The organism is Streptomyces sp. NBC_01429, assembly GCF_036231945.1.
GTDB lineage: Bacteria > Actinomycetota > Actinomycetes > Streptomycetales > Streptomycetaceae > Streptomyces.
This window is the reverse complement of sequence record NZ_CP109599.1, coordinates 2,303,970-2,318,748: the sequence shown is the minus strand read 5'-3', so window position 1 is coordinate 2,318,748 and position 14,779 is coordinate 2,303,970. Positions and strand designations below refer to the sequence as shown.

The 14,779-nt window shown below is 69.2% G+C and carries 18 protein-coding genes; 14 read left to right on the top strand and 4 right to left on the bottom strand.

What is annotated here, in order from left to right; genetic code table 11:
- The first annotated feature begins 86 nt into the window (after positions 1-86).
- The 5 genes from rpmE to OG627_RS09580 all read left to right on the top strand — a co-directional run bounded on the left by rpmE (position 87) and on the right by OG627_RS09580 (position 3,848).
- Complete coding sequence (gene rpmE, locus OG627_RS09600) at positions 87-311, top strand: 50S ribosomal protein L31 (RefSeq protein ID WP_114623205.1); 225 nt, start codon at positions 87-89, stop codon at positions 309-311.
- Positions 312-448: 137 nt separating this feature from the next.
- Positions 449-1,528 (top strand): peptide chain release factor 1, encoded by a 1,080-nt coding sequence (gene prfA / locus OG627_RS09595; RefSeq protein WP_329063390.1) that lies wholly within the window; start codon positions 449-451, stop codon positions 1,526-1,528.
- Positions 1,529-1,567: 39 nt separating this feature from the next.
- Entirely contained in the window at positions 1,568-2,452 is an 885-nt protein-coding gene (gene prmC / locus OG627_RS09590) for a peptide chain release factor N(5)-glutamine methyltransferase (RefSeq protein ID WP_329063388.1), read from the top strand.
- Positions 2,453-2,553: 101 nt separating this feature from the next.
- Positions 2,554-3,201: an L-threonylcarbamoyladenylate synthase gene (locus OG627_RS09585; protein ID WP_329063387.1), complete on the top strand. Its 648-nt coding sequence runs from the start codon at positions 2,554-2,556 to the stop codon at positions 3,199-3,201.
- A complete protein-coding gene (locus tag OG627_RS09580) occupies positions 3,198-3,848 on the top strand; it encodes an arsenate reductase/protein-tyrosine-phosphatase family protein (RefSeq protein WP_329063386.1) in 651 nt (216 codons plus the stop codon). The genes OG627_RS09585 and OG627_RS09580 overlap by 4 nt, the downstream gene beginning before the upstream one ends.
- A gap of 112 nt (positions 3,849-3,960) precedes the next feature.
- On the opposite strand, the gene OG627_RS09575 is transcribed toward OG627_RS09580, so the two are convergent.
- From OG627_RS09575 to OG627_RS09565, 3 genes are read right to left on the bottom strand one after another with little or no spacing between them, the layout of a single operon-like run.
- The gene (locus OG627_RS09575) at positions 3,961-4,626 is read right to left on the bottom strand and encodes a YdcF family protein (protein WP_329072529.1); all 666 of its coding nucleotides are present in this window, start codon (positions 4,624-4,626) and stop codon (positions 3,961-3,963) included.
- 22 nt (positions 4,627-4,648) lie between these two features.
- Entirely contained in the window at positions 4,649-4,759 is a 111-nt protein-coding gene (locus OG627_RS09570) for a GNAT family protein (protein WP_329063384.1), read from the bottom strand.
- Positions 4,756-5,064: a GNAT family N-acetyltransferase gene (locus tag OG627_RS09565; protein WP_329063382.1), complete on the bottom strand. Its 309-nt coding sequence runs from the start codon at positions 5,062-5,064 to the stop codon at positions 4,756-4,758. Before OG627_RS09565 ends, OG627_RS09570 begins: the two co-directional genes overlap by 4 nt.
- Positions 5,065-5,134: 70 nt before the next feature.
- On the opposite strand from OG627_RS09565, the gene OG627_RS09560 reads away from it, so the two are divergent.
- Entirely contained in the window at positions 5,135-5,950 is an 816-nt protein-coding gene (locus tag OG627_RS09560; RefSeq protein WP_329063380.1) for an alpha/beta hydrolase, read from the top strand.
- Positions 5,951-5,982: 32 nt separating this feature from the next.
- Here the strand turns inward: OG627_RS09560 and OG627_RS09555 are convergent, their stop codons facing one another.
- A complete protein-coding gene (locus OG627_RS09555; RefSeq protein WP_329063378.1) occupies positions 5,983-7,335 on the bottom strand; it encodes a transcriptional regulator in 1,353 nt (450 codons plus the stop codon).
- Positions 7,336-7,562: 227 nt separating this feature from the next.
- Here OG627_RS09555 and OG627_RS09550 point away from each other — a divergent pair, with 227 nt between their 5' ends.
- The 8 genes from OG627_RS09550 to OG627_RS09515 all read left to right on the top strand — a co-directional run bounded on the left by OG627_RS09550 (position 7,563) and on the right by OG627_RS09515 (position 14,772).
- Positions 7,563-7,934 carry an ATP-binding protein gene (locus OG627_RS09550; protein ID WP_329063377.1) on the top strand — a complete coding sequence of 124 codons (372 nt, stop codon included), beginning with the start codon at positions 7,563-7,565 and terminating at the stop codon, positions 7,932-7,934.
- A 492-nt stretch (positions 7,935-8,426) separates the two neighbouring features.
- Complete coding sequence (gene glyA, locus OG627_RS09545; RefSeq protein ID WP_329063375.1) at positions 8,427-9,737, top strand: serine hydroxymethyltransferase; 1,311 nt, start codon at positions 8,427-8,429, stop codon at positions 9,735-9,737.
- Positions 9,738-9,882: 145 nt separating this feature from the next.
- Entirely contained in the window at positions 9,883-11,292 is a 1,410-nt protein-coding gene (locus OG627_RS09540) for an MraY family glycosyltransferase (protein WP_329063373.1), read from the top strand.
- 277 nt (positions 11,293-11,569) lie between these two features.
- A complete protein-coding gene (locus OG627_RS09535) occupies positions 11,570-12,007 on the top strand; it encodes a hypothetical protein (protein ID WP_329063371.1) in 438 nt (145 codons plus the stop codon).
- 183 nt (positions 12,008-12,190) lie between these two features.
- Entirely contained in the window at positions 12,191-13,048 is an 858-nt protein-coding gene (gene atpB / locus OG627_RS09530) for a F0F1 ATP synthase subunit A (protein WP_329072527.1), read from the top strand.
- 82 nt (positions 13,049-13,130) lie between these two features.
- Positions 13,131-13,364, top strand: coding sequence for an ATP synthase F0 subunit C (atpE, locus tag OG627_RS09525; protein WP_329063369.1), 234 nt, complete (start codon positions 13,131-13,133; stop codon positions 13,362-13,364).
- Positions 13,365-13,408: 44 nt separating this feature from the next.
- A complete protein-coding gene (locus tag OG627_RS09520) occupies positions 13,409-13,954 on the top strand; it encodes a F0F1 ATP synthase subunit B (RefSeq protein ID WP_329063367.1) in 546 nt (181 codons plus the stop codon).
- On the top strand, positions 13,951-14,772 hold the full coding sequence (locus tag OG627_RS09515; RefSeq protein ID WP_329063365.1) for a F0F1 ATP synthase subunit delta: 822 nt from the start codon (positions 13,951-13,953) through the stop codon (positions 14,770-14,772). The genes OG627_RS09520 and OG627_RS09515 overlap by 4 nt, the downstream gene beginning before the upstream one ends.
- Positions 14,773-14,779: the final 7 nt, after the last annotated feature.

Genomic DNA, 14,779 nt, shown 5'->3' with positions numbered 1-14,779 from the left:
CCTGGCAGACTGGTTCGTCGGCCCCGGTTCACGTACGAGCAATCCGCGCGTACGACCCGGCGCCCTCCCGAATCTAGGAGAACCCCTTGAAGCGCGACATCCACCCCACGTACGTCGAGACCGAGGTCAGCTGCACCTGCGGCGCGTCGTTCGTCACCCGCAGCACCATCGAGAGCGGCCGCATCCGCGCCGACCTGTGCTCCGAGTGCCACCCGTTCTACACGGGCAAGCAGAAGATCCTCGACACCGGTGGCCGCGTGGCCCGCTTCGAGGCCCGCTTCGGCAAGGCCGCTGCCGCCGCCAAGAAGTAGCGAGCCTTCCGCGCCGGTTTCCGGTGCCCCGCTAGGGCCTGTACGGGCCGGGGCGCCGGGACCGGCGCTTTGGCGTCCCGCAGCACCTTCGCAGCACTCTCGCAGTACTTCGTACGTACGAAACCAGGAGCCCCCGAATGTTCGAGGCGGTCGAGGAACTGATCGGCGAGCACGCCGATCTGGAGAAGAAGCTCGCCGACCCGTCGGTCCACGCGGACCAGGGCAACGCGCGCAGGCTCAACAAGCGTTACGCCGAGCTGACGCCGATCGTCTCCACGTACCGCTCCTGGAAGCAGCTGGGCGAGGACATCGCGACCGCCCGCGAGTTCGCCGCCGACGACCCCGACTTCCTCGCCGAGGCCAAGGAGTCGGAGAAGCGGCGCGACGAGGTCACCGAGAAGCTGCGCCTGCTGCTCGTGCCCCGCGACCCCAGCGACGACAAGGACGTCATCCTTGAGGTCAAGGCCGGCGCGGGCGGCGACGAGTCGGCGCTCTTCGCCGGCGACCTGCTGCGCATGTACCTGCGGTACGCCGAGCGCGTCGGCTGGAAGACCGAGATCATCGACGCCACCGAATCCGAGCTGGGCGGCTACAAGGACGTCCAGGTCGCGGTGAAGACCAAGGGCGGCAACGGCGCCACCGAGCCGGGCCAGGGCGTCTGGGCACGGCTGAAGTACGAGGGCGGGGTGCACCGCGTGCAGCGCGTGCCCTCCACCGAGTCCCAGGGCCGCATCCACACCTCCGCCGCCGGCGTGCTCGTCACGCCCGAGGCCGAGGAGGTCGACGTCGAGATCCACGCCAACGACCTGCGCATCGACGTCTACCGCTCCTCGGGACCCGGCGGCCAGTCCGTCAACACCACCGACTCGGCCGTCCGCATCACCCACCTGCCGACCGGCGTCGTGGCCTCCTGCCAGAACGAGAAGAGCCAGCTCCAGAACAAGGAGCAGGCCATGCGTATCCTGCGCTCGCGGCTGCTCGCCGCCGCACAGGAGGAGGCGGAGAAGAACGCGGCCGACGCGCGGCGCAGCCAGGTCCGTACCGTCGACCGGTCCGAGAAGATCCGTACGTACAACTTCCCGGAAAACCGGATCTCGGACCACCGGGTCGGATTCAAGGCGTACAACTTGGACCAGGTGCTCGACGGAGAGCTGGACGCCGTCATCCAGGCCTGCGTGGACGCCGACTCCGCCGCCAAGCTGGCAGCCGCGCAGTAACTTCCTCAGCAACCACTCTCGCACTCGGAGGAACCAGCCGTGCAGCCACATTCTGGGGGGCCCAGCGACTCCCAGCGGCGCAGCCTGCTGCTCGCGGAGGTGGCCCAGGCCACCCAGCGGCTGGCCGACGCGGGCGTGCCCTCACCGCGCTTCGACGCCGAGGAACTCGCCGCGTACGTGCACGGCGTGAAACGGGGCGAGCTGCACCGGGTCAAGGACATCGACTTCGACGCCCGTTACTGGGAGGCCGTGGCCCGCCGCGAGGCCCGCGAGCCGCTCCAGCACATCACCGGCCGCGCCTTCTTCCGCTATCTGGAACTCCAGGTCGGACCCGGCGTGTTCGTGCCCCGCCCGGAGACCGAGTCGGTCGTCGGATGGGCCATAGACGCCGTACGCGCGATGGACGTCGTCGAGCCGATCGTCGTCGACCTGTGCTCCGGATCCGGCGCGATCGCCCTCGCCATGGCGCAGGAGGTGCCGCGTTCGCGCGTGCACGCCGTCGAGCTGTCCGAGGACGCCCTCTCCTGGACGCGGAAGAACGCGGAGGGATCCAGGGTCACCGTGCACCGGGGAGACGCCCTGAGCGCCCTGCCCGAGCTGGACGGCCAGGTCGACCTGGTCATCTCCAACCCGCCGTACATCCCGCTCACCGAGTGGGAGTACGTCGCGCCCGAAGCCCGCGACCACGACCCCGAGATGGCCCTCTTCTCCGGCGAGGACGGCCTCGACACCATCCGCGGCATCGAGCGCACCGCCCACCGGCTGCTGCGCCCCGGCGGTCTCGTCGTCATCGAGCACGCGGACACCCAGGGCGGACAGGTCCCGTGGATCTTCAGCGAGGAATCCGGCTGGGCGGACGCGGCCGACCACCCCGACCTGAACAAGCGCCCCCGCTTCGCGACCGCCCGCAAGGCGATGCCGTGAGGTTCGGGGCGAACGAACGAATTCCGCACGGTCGGCCGCGGGCAGGGGCGAAAGGCGCCCCGGCGGCGAACCGGGCAGCACACACGAGGAGGGCCCGTTAAATGGCTCGGCGATACGACTGCAACGACGCGACCGACCGTGCCACGGGTCTGCGCGAGGCCGCGTCGGCCGTACGCCGCGGTGAGCTGGTCGTGCTGCCCACCGACACGGTGTACGGGATCGGCGCGGACGCCTTCAGCGCCGAGGCGGTCGCCGATCTGCTGACGGCGAAGGGCCGGGGCCGCACCATGCCCACTCCGGTGCTCATCGGCTCCCCGAACACCCTGCACGGCCTGGTCACGGACTTCTCCGAGCACGCCTGGGAGCTGGTCGACGCCTTCTGGCCCGGCGCCCTGACCCTGGTCGCCAAGCACCAGCCGTCCCTCCAGTGGGACCTCGGGGACACCCGGGGCACCGTCGCGATCCGGATGCCGCTGCACCCCGTCGCCATCGAACTGCTCACCGAGGTCGGCCCGATGGCCGTCTCCAGCGCCAACCTGACGGGACACCCGGCTCCAGAGGACTGCGACGCCGCGCAGGAGATGCTCGGCGACTCCGTCTCCGTCTACCTCGACGGCGGCCCCACGCCCGCCAACATCCCCTCCTCGATCGTCGACGTCACCGGCCGGGTCCCGGTGCTGCTGCGAGCCGGTGCCCTCGACGCGGAGGAGCTGCGCAAGGTGGTACCCGACCTCGAGGTGGCCAATTGACCGCCCCGCAGGGGCGTGGCATAGCGGAGACCGCATACACCGGCACTCCCTTCCGCATCCTCCACGTCAGTACCGGCAACGTCTGCCGCTCGCCCATCACCGAGCGGCTGAACCGGCACGCCCTGAGCGTCCGCCTCGGCGAACGGCTCCCGGGCGGCCTGATCGTGGAGAGCGCGGGCACCTGGGGCCACGAGGGCGCCCCGATGGAGGCCAACGCCGAGGCCGTCCTCGCCGACTTCGGCGCGGACGCCTCCGGCTTCGTCGGCCGTGAACTGCTCGACGAGCACGTCATCCGCGCCGACCTCGTCCTCACCGCGACCCGCGACCACCGGGCCCAGGTGATCTCCATGGGCCACTCGGCGGGGCTGCGCACCTTCACGCTGAAGGAGTTCACCCGGCTGGTCCGCGCCATAGACCCGGCCACCCTGCCCGACCCGCTGGACGACGGCGTGGTCGAACGCGCCCAGGCCCTGGTCCGCGCCGCCGCCGCCCTCCGCGGCTGGCTGCTGGCCCCCACGGCGGACGCGGACGAGGTCTACGACCCGTACGGCGCGCCCCTGACCTTCTTCCGGTCGATCGGCGAGGAGATCAACCAGGCCCTGGACCCGGTGGTGACGGCCCTGACGGGCGTCCCGGCGGCGCTCTGACTCCGCCGGGCCGGGCCGCGCGGGGGCCCGGCGGCGACCGGCCCGCGCGTGGCGGCCGTCCGAGGACGGCCGAACCGGGGAGTCGCACCCGCGCCGCCACCGCTCTCCAGCCTCAGGCCACCGGCCCGGCAGACGGCACGAGGCGGCTGGTGTAGCCCGCGCGGCACAGCCGTTCGTAGGCGTCGGTGACGTCGTCGGGCACGGGCAGGCTGATCATGAATCCCTGCGCCGGGTAGATCAGCAGCCGTTGCAGGGCGCCGACGAGCATGTCGATCACGAGGCGTGGGCTCCCGATGGACTCCACGTACGTCTCGAAGGGCATCGGCGCGGACGCGCAGACGATCTCGGCCCCGGGCCAGAGCCGGCGCGCGGTGGCGTAGGCGCGACGTTCCTCGTACGGCTTGCTGATCAGCAGCACGGACGCCACGTCCACCCCGGCCCGCTCCAGCAGTTCCCGCGTGAAGCGGATGTTCTCGCCGGTATTGCGGGCACGCGGCTCCACGAGCACGGCGGAACGCGGAACGCCGAGTTCGAGTGCCCGTTCCCGGTAGTGGACGGCCTCCCCGCGCGGCATGCGCTCCCGCGTCGTCCGGCTGGTCGCACCGGTGAAGACGATCAGCGGCACCATCCCGCGCCGGTACAACTCCACCGCCGCGTCGGCCACCCCGAGATCGTGGCTCCCCAGCCCGACCCCGACCGAACACGGCCGCGCCTCGTGACGCATCCGGTGGAAGTCCCACAGCCGCCGGGCGTCGGACCATGTCTGTACCGGGATCACCGCGTCCGCCTTCCGCTCCACGCTAGGAGTCTCCCTCGGCAGCCCACTCCTCACGGAGGATCCCGTACGTGATCGAGTCCCGCCAGGCGCCGCGTACGTGGACGTGGCCCCGGATGCGTCCCTCTTCGGTCATTCCGGCGGCCAACCTCCGATCGTGGCCGCGCGTTGCTGGTGCGGGTCGAGTGCCAGGCGGGCGAATCCGATCAGCTCGTCGCTGTCCTGCCGTGTGAGGGCGAGCGCGTACTCGTCCCGTGGGGAGGCCGTCGCCGATGCCATGGACCGGGCGACGATGCCGTCGACGTCGTCGCGCGAGCGCGGGGTGAAACTGAGGTGCTCGGTCGCTTCGGAGCTGCCGTAGACGGCGAGGACCGCGTCCACGTCATCGGTGGTGAGTTCGCGGAGCGAGAGCCGTGCGCCGTGGCGATTGACCGGATGCATGCCACGTGATGCTAGTGCTCCAGCGCGCCTCCCGGGCATCTTCGCCCGCACGGTGGGGTAGTGCCTGCGCATGACTCGGGAAACCAGCTTCCGCAGCCCCGATGGTCTGTTGCTCCGGGGCAGCGTCGGGTACCCGCTTGATGCGACCCGGGGTGTCGCGGTGTTGGTTCACGGCGGCGGGGTGACACGTGAGGAAGGCGGATTCTTCGGCCGTCTTGCCGATGGCCTGGCGACGGTGGGCGTCGGCTCGTTGCGCTTTGACCTCCGGGGGCACGGAGAGAGCGAAGGGCGTCAGGAGGAACTGACGATCGCGGGAGTCCTCAACGATATTCAGGCCGCCACAGATCATGTCCGTCAGCTGTTCGACTGTGGTCCCGTGCACCTGATCGGAACGAGTTTCGGCGGTGGAATCAGTGCCCTCTTCGCGGCACGCCACCCGCAGGAGGTAAAGAGCCTGACTCTTATGAACCCTCTTCTGAACTACAAGAAGCGGTTCATCGAGGACAAGCCGTACTGGAAGAACGCCACGATCGACGAATCAGCTGGCAGGGAGCTGGCCTCCCGTGGATTCCTGGAGCACTCGCCTACGTTTCGGGTCGGGCGCGGTTTCCTCAACGAACTCTTCTATCTTCAGCCGCACAGGGCTCTTGGGGATATCGTCTCGCCTGCCCTCCTTATTCACGGAACACTGGACACTTTCATTCCGGTGGAGAGTTCACGATCCGCCGTCGGGGCTCTGAAGTCGGAAGTCAAGCTTCTGGAGATCGACGGGGCACAGCACGGGTTCGCGGTGCACGACGACCCGCAGTATCGGCATCCGCAGACGCAAGAATGGCAAGCGTATGTGGTCCAGTCGGTAGCCGACTGGACCATCCGTCACACGTAGGCCGTGGCTTCGGGGCAGGCGTAGAGGGTCCTCTACGCGGCGACAACCAGGTCCCGGGCGCGTTCGTTGAAGTCCGCGACGAGGCGGTGGCGCCCGAAGGGCCGCATGCGTTGCTGTAGGTCCTGTACCGCTTCCACGCAGCGTGACGACTTCACCTGGCGGGCCAGAGCCAGCGTGCGCAGCCCGGCCGAGTGGGCGGATTCGAGGTCCTGACGTTGCAGATGCGAGACCGCGAGCGCGGCCTGTGACATCGCGCCTCGTCGTGCGCGCTTCTGCCTTTTCGCGTGGTCGATGGAGTGGCGCGCGTGTTCCTCGGCGTTCTGTGAGTCGCCCAGGTCGCGGAAGGTATTCGCGTGCTCGCCGTGGAGGTAGGCGGGGTCGATGAAGGCGGCCCACTCCTGTTCCGTCTCAGGCCGTGCCCGCTCGAACGCTTCCTCGGACCGTGCCACTGCGTGTGCCGCGCCGGACTTGTCCCCGAGCAGGGCGAGGGCCCGTGCTTCGAGGCACCACAGGTCCGCCAGGCAGGCGAGTGAGTCCGCTCGTGAGAGTCCGTGGCGCCCGGCCTGGGCGAGGCGGCGCCCTTCGGCGGGGTCACCGAGCAGCGTGGCCTGATCGGCCATGCCGGCAAGTACATGGGCGCCGAGCGCCGGGTTGCCCGACTCCTCGGCGAGCCGCAGCGACTGGATCAGATACCTCTGCGCGGTGCCGTGTTCGCCGTTGTCGTACGCCATCCATCCGAGCAGATATGTCTGCTCGGCCGCAGCGTCGCACAGCGCACCGCGCACATCGGAGCCGTGGGTGCGACGCAGCAGCGGATAGACGTGCTGCGTCATGTACTCGGCGAGGACCAGGCGGCCCGATCCACCGCCTTGGAGGACATCCATGCGCTGAAAGGTGGCGAACATGTTCTTCACGGCCGAGACGTCTTCGAGCCGCACACGCGGGCCCGGTTCCACCTCGTGGTCAAGCACGTTCATCAGCCAGTCCCGCGAGGGGCCTACTCCGGCAGCGGCGGCGAACGGTGCGGCGGCAAGGAACTTGCGTCGGTCCACGTCAGCTCTCCCCAGGTCTGTGACGACATCCACGGTAGCCGCGTACGAGGAGTTGTACACGAGCGCCGCATCCGCTGAACTGCCGTCACCGAGGCCCAAGTCGTAGGTCGTGAACCGGAATCCAAAGCGCTCGGAGAAGACTGCGGCCAGGATGTCCGGGAGGGGCGTCCGTGGCGTCTCACCTTGGAGCCAGCAACGAATGCGGGTCGTGTCGGGCGAGATATGAGGCTGCTTCCACTCAACTGCCTTGGATTTCACCCGCCGCGCTAACTCTCCCCGGCTCATTGCCGACCGATGGAGCCACTGCGCGAGCTTGTCGTTCGGTGTTTTCATGATCAACAACTTTCTCCGCGGGGCGTGGCGCAAGCGACACCCTTCGACACCCCTTGGGGCGGTGCCCTCAATCAGTTTGTCCCTGTTGCCTGGGCATAGAAACCAATCGGTGACGGGGAGTCATCACGATGACGAACAAAGAGCGGTACGGCAACTCACCCATTCCACCGCCAGGGGACTCAGCCCGGATCTGCTTTCCTCCCCTGGCGGGACCGCCGCCGCAGCTCATGTTGGTGAGCGAGCCGCAGTCGGTGCACGCGGCACGAGAGTGGGCGCGCGAGTTCATCGGAAGTCGGCTGCCGACGGCGAGTGGCGAGCGGGCGGCCGATATCGAGCTGGTGGTCTCCGAACTGGTCACCAATGCCATCCGGTACGGGAGCGAGCCCGGGGACAGCGTCCTGGCAGTCCTGGCCGTCCTGCCCGCGCTGGTTCGGGTGGAGGTCCATGACCCGGTGCGCCGGCGGCCACGCTTCCGTGCCGCCACTTCCGGCCAATGCGTCCGTGGGCGGGGACTGTTCATCGTGGCGGCGCTGGCCGAGCGGTGGGGCGTTGAGGACCGGCCGTTCGGCAAGAGGATCTGGGCGGAGCTGGCCCGTTGACCGGTTGATCCCAGCGCTGGCCACCGCCGCGCTCGTCGTCCTCGTCGTGACGCTCGTCAGCGATCAGTTCGGCACATGAACGCCTCGACCGGTCAGTGCGGCGGATGCTTCCCCACCCCTTACGCCCGCACCACGTCTGCCCCGCACCCTGACCACCTCCCCCACCCCTGACAGCCGGAGGTGGCGGGGGAGGGGCGCGACGGCGGGAGGGGGACGGGGGCGCAGGAGGTGCGTGTCCGGACAATAAAGCGTGATTTGTGGCGCACGCGGTCCGCAGACGAACCACCGGTCCGCAGGCGCCGTAAATCATGCCGTCCGGGCATGCGCCTCCGGAGCCCCCGGCCCCCGCACCAGCGACGTCGTGAACCCGCACCACGATCCACCGAAGGCCCGCCGCCCCCACACCCACCACCGCACCCGCACCCGCCCCCGCGCCCCACGCTCCCCTCCGCCCTACATTGGAGAAGGGACGTCTCGCCCGAGGAGCCCGCCATGCCCGCCACCCCCGCCGCCACGGCATATCCGCAGCCACCCGGCGCTGACCCCGCCGACCGCGCCGACCGCGCCTTCGGCGCCCTCCGCCGCCAGGATCCCGAGATGGCCGAGGTGATCCTCGGGGAGGCGCGCCGGCAGTGCGACAGCCTCCAGCTCATCGCCGCCGAGAACTTCACCTCGCCCGCCGTGCTCGCCGCGCTCGGGTCGCCGCTGGCCAACAAGTACGCCGAGGGATATCCGGGCGCCCGCCACCACGGGGGCTGCGAGCTGGTGGACGCCGCCGAGCGGATCGCGGTCGGGCGGGCGAAGGCGCTCTTCGGGGCCGAGCACGCCAATGTGCAGCCGCACTCCGGCTCGTCCGCCGTGCTCGCGGCGTACGCCGCGCTGCTGCGGCCGGGGGACACGGTACTGGCGATGGGGCTGCGGTACGGCGGCCACCTCACCCACGGCTCGCCGGCCAACTTCTCCGGCCGGTGGTTCGACTTCGTCGGGTACGGGGTGGACCCCGGCAGCGGGCTGATCGACTACGCGCAGGTGCGGAAGCTGGCGCGGGAGCGGCGGCCCAAGGCGATCGTCTGCGGATCGATCTCGTATCCGCGCCACATCGACTACGCGGCGTTCCGGGAGATCGCGGACGACGTCGGCGCCTATCTGATCGCCGACGCGGCGCATCCGATCGGGCTGGTGGCCGGGGGAGCGGCGCCGAGTCCGGTGCCGTACGCGGATGTCGTGTGCGCGACGACGCACAAGGTGCTGCGGGGGCCGCGCGGCGGGATGATCCTGTGCGGCGAGCGGTACGCGGAGCGGGTGGACCGCGCGGTGTTCCCGTTCACCCAGGGCGGCGCGCAGATGCACACGATCGCCGCCAAGGCCGTCGCCTTCGGCGAGGCGGCGGGCCCCGCCTTCACCGGCTACGCCCATCAGGTCGTCGCCAACGCCCGCGCGCTGGCGCGGACGTTGGACGCGGAGGGTGTGCGCGTCATCACGGACGGTACGGACACGCATCTGATCACGGTCGACACCGCGCCGCTGGGGGCGGACGGCCGGGCCGCACGCGGCCGGCTCGCCGCGGCGGGGCTGGTGCTGGACACCTGCGCCCTGCCGTACAGGGACGGGCGCGGCATCCGGCTGGGTACCGCCGCCGTGACCACTCAGGGCCTGCGAGAGGGCGAGATGGAGTGGATCGGGCACGCGATGGCCTCCGTGCTGCGGGAGGGCGCTGACGGGGCGCGTACGGTCCGCGCCGACGTCCGCTCCGACGTACGGGAACTGGTGGGCCGGTTTCCGCCGTATGCGACCCTTTCCTGAGAGAAAGGCCGACGGTCCGGCGGCAGTGCAACCAACCGGCCTACCCAGGTGTCCTTGCCCATATGCCGACTCCGTTTCCACCCGACGCCTCCGCGCGGGCTAGGGTGTGGGGCTGAGATGGCCAGCGATTCCTGTGGGGCAGCCCGTGCGTGATTACCTGCTGACGCTCTGCGTGACGGCCGCGGTGACCTATCTGCTGACCGGCCCGGTGCGGAAGTTCGCCATCGCGACCGGAGCGATGCCGGAGATCCGCGCCCGTGACGTTCACCGCGAACCGACGCCGAGACTCGGCGGCATCGCCATGTTCTTCGGCCTGTGCGCCGGACTGCTCGTCGCCGACAACCTCCAGAACCTCAACGGGGTCTTCGAGTTGTCGAACGAGCCGCGCGCGCTGCTCTCCGGGGCCGCGCTGATCTGGCTGATCGGTGTTCTGGACGACAAGTTCGAACTGGACGCCCTGATCAAGCTCGGCGCGCAGATGATCGCGGCCGGTGTGATGGTGATGCAGGGTCTGACGATCCTGTGGATTCCCGTCCCCGGCGTCGGTACGGTCTCGCTGACCTCCGGCCAGGGCACGCTGCTGACCGTGGCGCTGGTCGTGGTCACGATCAACGCGGTCAACTTCGTGGACGGTCTCGACGGCCTCGCGGCCGGGATGGTCTGCATCGCCTCGGCGGCGTTCTTCCTGTACGCGTACCGGATGTGGTACGGCTACGGCATCGAGGCCGCCGCCCCCGCCACCCTGTTCGCGGCCATCCTGATGGGCATGTGCGTGGGCTTCCTGCCGCACAACATGCACCCCGCCCGGATCTTCATGGGCGACTCGGGATCGATGCTGATCGGCCTGGTGCTGGCGGCGGGCGCGATCTCCGTGACGGGACAGGTCGACCCGGACGCGCTGAAGATCTTCGAGGGGTCGACCCGGCAGGCCACCCACGCCGCGCTGCCGGTCTTCATTCCGCTGCTGCTGCCGCTGACGATCATCGCGATCCCGTTCACGGACCTGGTGCTCGCGGTGGTCCGGCGGGCCTGGAACGGCAAGTCGCCGTTCGCCGCCGACCGGGGGCATCTCCATCACCGGCTGCTGGAGATCGGGCACTCGCACAGCAGGTCCGTACTGATCATGTACTTCTGGTCGGCGCTGATCGCGTTCGGTGTCGTGGCGTACTCGGTGCACTCGGCGTCGATGTGGATCGTGTTCGTCGTCGTCGGGCTGAGCGCGGTGGGCCTGGTGCTCCTGCTGCTGCCGCGCTTCACCCCCCGGGCGCCGCTCTGGGCGCAGTCCTTCGTGCCGCCGCGCTACCGGCGCCGCAGCCGTCGGCACGGCGGGGAACAGCCGTCGGCGCCGCAGTCGCCGAGCGCGGCACCGGACGAGGCGGCCGAGCGCGAGCCGGGTGGGCCCGAGGGCGCGCGGGAGGCTCAGGAGGCTTGTGAGGCGACCGAGGGCAAGGCGGCCGAGGACCGTATGCCCGTTCCCGCCGGCGTCAACGGGGCGACCGCTCTCAGTGCTCGTTCGCGTTCGACTGAGCCACGTAAGGCTGGTTCTCGTCCCTGACCGGCGCGCCATTTTTCACATCGAGCCGCAATACCAGACAAGTTGCCGCGCTGTCCTGCACACACGCGCGCGCTAACTCTCATGTGTGACAGTAAGCACACCGTCATGGTAAAGACCTCATCAAATAGTTTGTGATACTGTTCACTAAGCCCGGCGACGGAGCCGAAGGACCTTAGAGCGACGGTCCGTTGGCCCGAGAAATCACCTCTCGAACCGGGCCTTACGCTCGTCCTTGACGACACCATCTGCCCCACCCAGTTTCAGCGGAGCCGCCGCCATGCCGTCCAATGACGTCCGGACCCTCCTTCACACAGTTGTGCCCACCGCCGCCGTCGGTGCGGTCGCCGCTGTGATCAGTGGTGTGGTCGCGGGTGGCAAGGGAGCACTGGGTGCCGTCATCGGTACGGCGGTGGTCATCGTCTTCATGGGTATCGGCCTCGTGGTGCTCGAACGCGTGGCGAAGTCAATGCCGCACCTGTTCCAGGGGATGGGACTGCTGCTCTACACCTCGCAGCTGCTCCTGCTGTTCGTCTTCATGGCGGCGGTCAAGGACACCACCCTGTTCAACCCCAAGGCTTTCGCGTTCACGCTGGTCGGGACGGTCCTCGTGTGGATCGCGGCCCAGGCCCGTGCGTACATGACAGCCAAGACCCTTTACGTCGAACCCGAGTCCACCTCGGCCGAGAAGGCCGGGAAGAGCGGTTCTTCGACGTGAGAGGTAGGGCCGGAATAAGTGCCTGTTCGGGACCCTGCTATCGTCCGGTGCCAACTGCGGCATTGCGGACGCGGGCATCCGAGCTGACGCCTGTTCTCACGCGAGGCTCATCGCCCGTCCGTCGTCCCCACATCCGTTTCACCAGTCCAGTGCCGAATCGTGGCTGCGCGCCGCGCCGACACCATGAGGTTGCCGTACCTATGCGCCACGCTGAAGGAGCCCCCGGTGAGTGCTGACCCGACGCAGGTGCTCGCCTTCGAGACCGACTGCCACCTCTTCAAGGGGTGTGGTTTCGAGGGACCGAGCGTGTGGTCGTTCATCTTCGAACCGATCGCCAAAGTCGGCCCGGTGGAAATCAACAAGCCGATGCTGCTGGCCGTCATCGGTTCGATTCTGATCATGGTCTTCTTCTGGCTGGCCTTCGCCAAGCCGAAGGTCGTGCCCGGCAAGACGCAGATGGTCGCCGAGGTGCTCTACGACTTCGTCCGGCGCGGCATCGGCCGTGAGGTCATCGGCAAGAAGGCCGAGCCCTTCATCCCGCTGCTGGTCTCGCTGTTCTTCTTCGTCTGGATGCTGAACCTCTGGGCCCTGATTCCGCTCGCCCAGTTCCCGGTCAGCTCGGTGATCGCCTTCCCGGCGGGCCTGGCGATCGTGGTCTGGGTCACGTACATGACGGTGACCTTCAAGACCAACGGGTTCGTCGGCGGTATCCGGAACCTCTGCGTCCCCTCCGGGCTGCCCAAGCCGATCTACGTCATCCTGACCCCGATCGAGTTCATCTCGAACATCTTCGTCCGGCCGTTCACGCTCGCCGTCCGACTGTTCGCGAACATGTTCGCCGGCCACGTGCTGATCCTGATCTTCACGACCGCCACCTGGTACATGCTCGGCACGCTGCTCGGCACCGTCTACGCCACCGCGTCCTTCGCCCTGACCCTCGTGCTCACGGTCTTCGAGATGTTCATCCAGGCGCTCCAGGCGTACGTGTTCACCGTGCTGACCGCCACCTACCTCTCCCAGGCGCTCGAAGAGGCCCACTGAGCCCCACGGGCCCACCTCGCGGAACCCCACATCGTCCGGTGGACCAACCACCCACCGGCCCACCAAGAGAAGGAACCACGCAATGTCTGCTCTCGAGACCACCGCGGCCATCAGCGGCAACATCGGCACCATTGGTTACGGCCTCGCCGCGATCGGCCCCGGCATCGGCGTCGGCATCATCTTCGGTAACGGTGTCCAGGCGATCGCCCGTCAGCCCGAGGCGGCCGGCCTGATCCGTCAGAACATGCTGCTCGGCTTCGCGGTCGTCGAGGCCCTCGCCCTGATCGGCTTCGTCGTTCCGTTCATCCTCAAGTAAACCCTGAGGGTCAGGACATAGCCGTATCCGACGAAAGGTCCACCATGATGTACCTGGCATCCACGGAGCCGCAGAACCCGCTGCTCCCGGTCTGGCCCGAGGTCGTCATCGGTCTGATCTGTTTCGGCATTATCTACTTCGTCTTCGCGAAGAAACTCCTCCCGGCCATCAACAAGGCCCTGGACGAGCGTCACGCGGCGATCGAAGGCGGTATCGAGAAGGCCGAAGCGGCTCAGATCGAGGCGCAGAGCGTCCTTGAGCAGTACAAGGCCCAGCTCGCCGAAGCCCGGCACGAGGCCGCGCGTCTCCGCCAGGAGGCGACCGAGCAGGGCACCGCGATCATCCAGGAGATGAAGGCGGAAGGCCAGCGGCAGCGCGAAGAGATCATCGCCGCCGGCCATGCCCAGATCGAGGCCGACCGCAAGGCGGCCGCCGGCTCGCTGCGTCAGGACGTGGGCAAGCTCGCCACCGACCTGGCCGGCAAGCTCGTCGGCGAGTCCCTTGAGGACAGCGCCCGGCAGAGCCGCACCATCGACCGCTTCCTCGACGAGCTCGAGGACGGCGCCGTGAAGGCCGAGGCGAGCCGGTGACTGCGCACGGAGCGAGCCGTGCGGCGCTGGCCGCCGCCCGCGAGCGTCTCGACGCGCTGACCGACTCCACGTCGGCCGACGCGGCGAAGCTCGCGGACGAGCTGGCAGCCGTCACCGCGCTGTTCGACCGCGAGGCGTCGCTGCGCAGGGTCCTCACCGACCCCGCGCGGACCGGTGAGGCCAAGGCCGAGCTGGCCGGGCAGCTGCTGGCGGGACAGGTGAGCGGTACCACCGCGGACCTGGTCTCCGGCATGGTCCGGGCCCGCTGGTCGGGCGCGCGCGGCCTGGTCGACGCGGTGGAGGAGCTGGCGGCTCTCGCCGAGCTGACCGCCGCGCAGCGGGCCGGCACGCTGGACGACGTGGAGGACGAGCTGTTCCGGTTCGGCCGGATCGTCGAGTCCAGCACCGGACTGCGTGCCGCGCTGACCGACCGGTCGGCGACGGTCGCCGCCAAGACCGAGCTGCTGCACAGTCTGCTGGGGGGCCGGGCGAATCCGGTCACCGAGCGTCTGGTAGTGCGCCTTGTGACCCGGCCCCGGGGACGTAGCCTGGAAGCGGGTCTCCAGACCCTCTCCCGGCTCGCGGCCGCGCGCCGGGACCGCAGGGTCGCCGTGATCACCTCGGCGGTGCCGCTCACCGACGTACAGAAGCAGCGCCTCGGCGCGGCTCTGGCGAAGCTCTACGGGCACACCATGCACCTGAACCTGGACGTGGACCCCGAGGTCCTCGGCGGGATCACGGTGCGGGTCGGCGACGAGATCATCAACGGCACGGTCGCGGCTCGCCTCGAAGAGGCGGAACGGCGGCTGGCCGGCTGACGGCAGC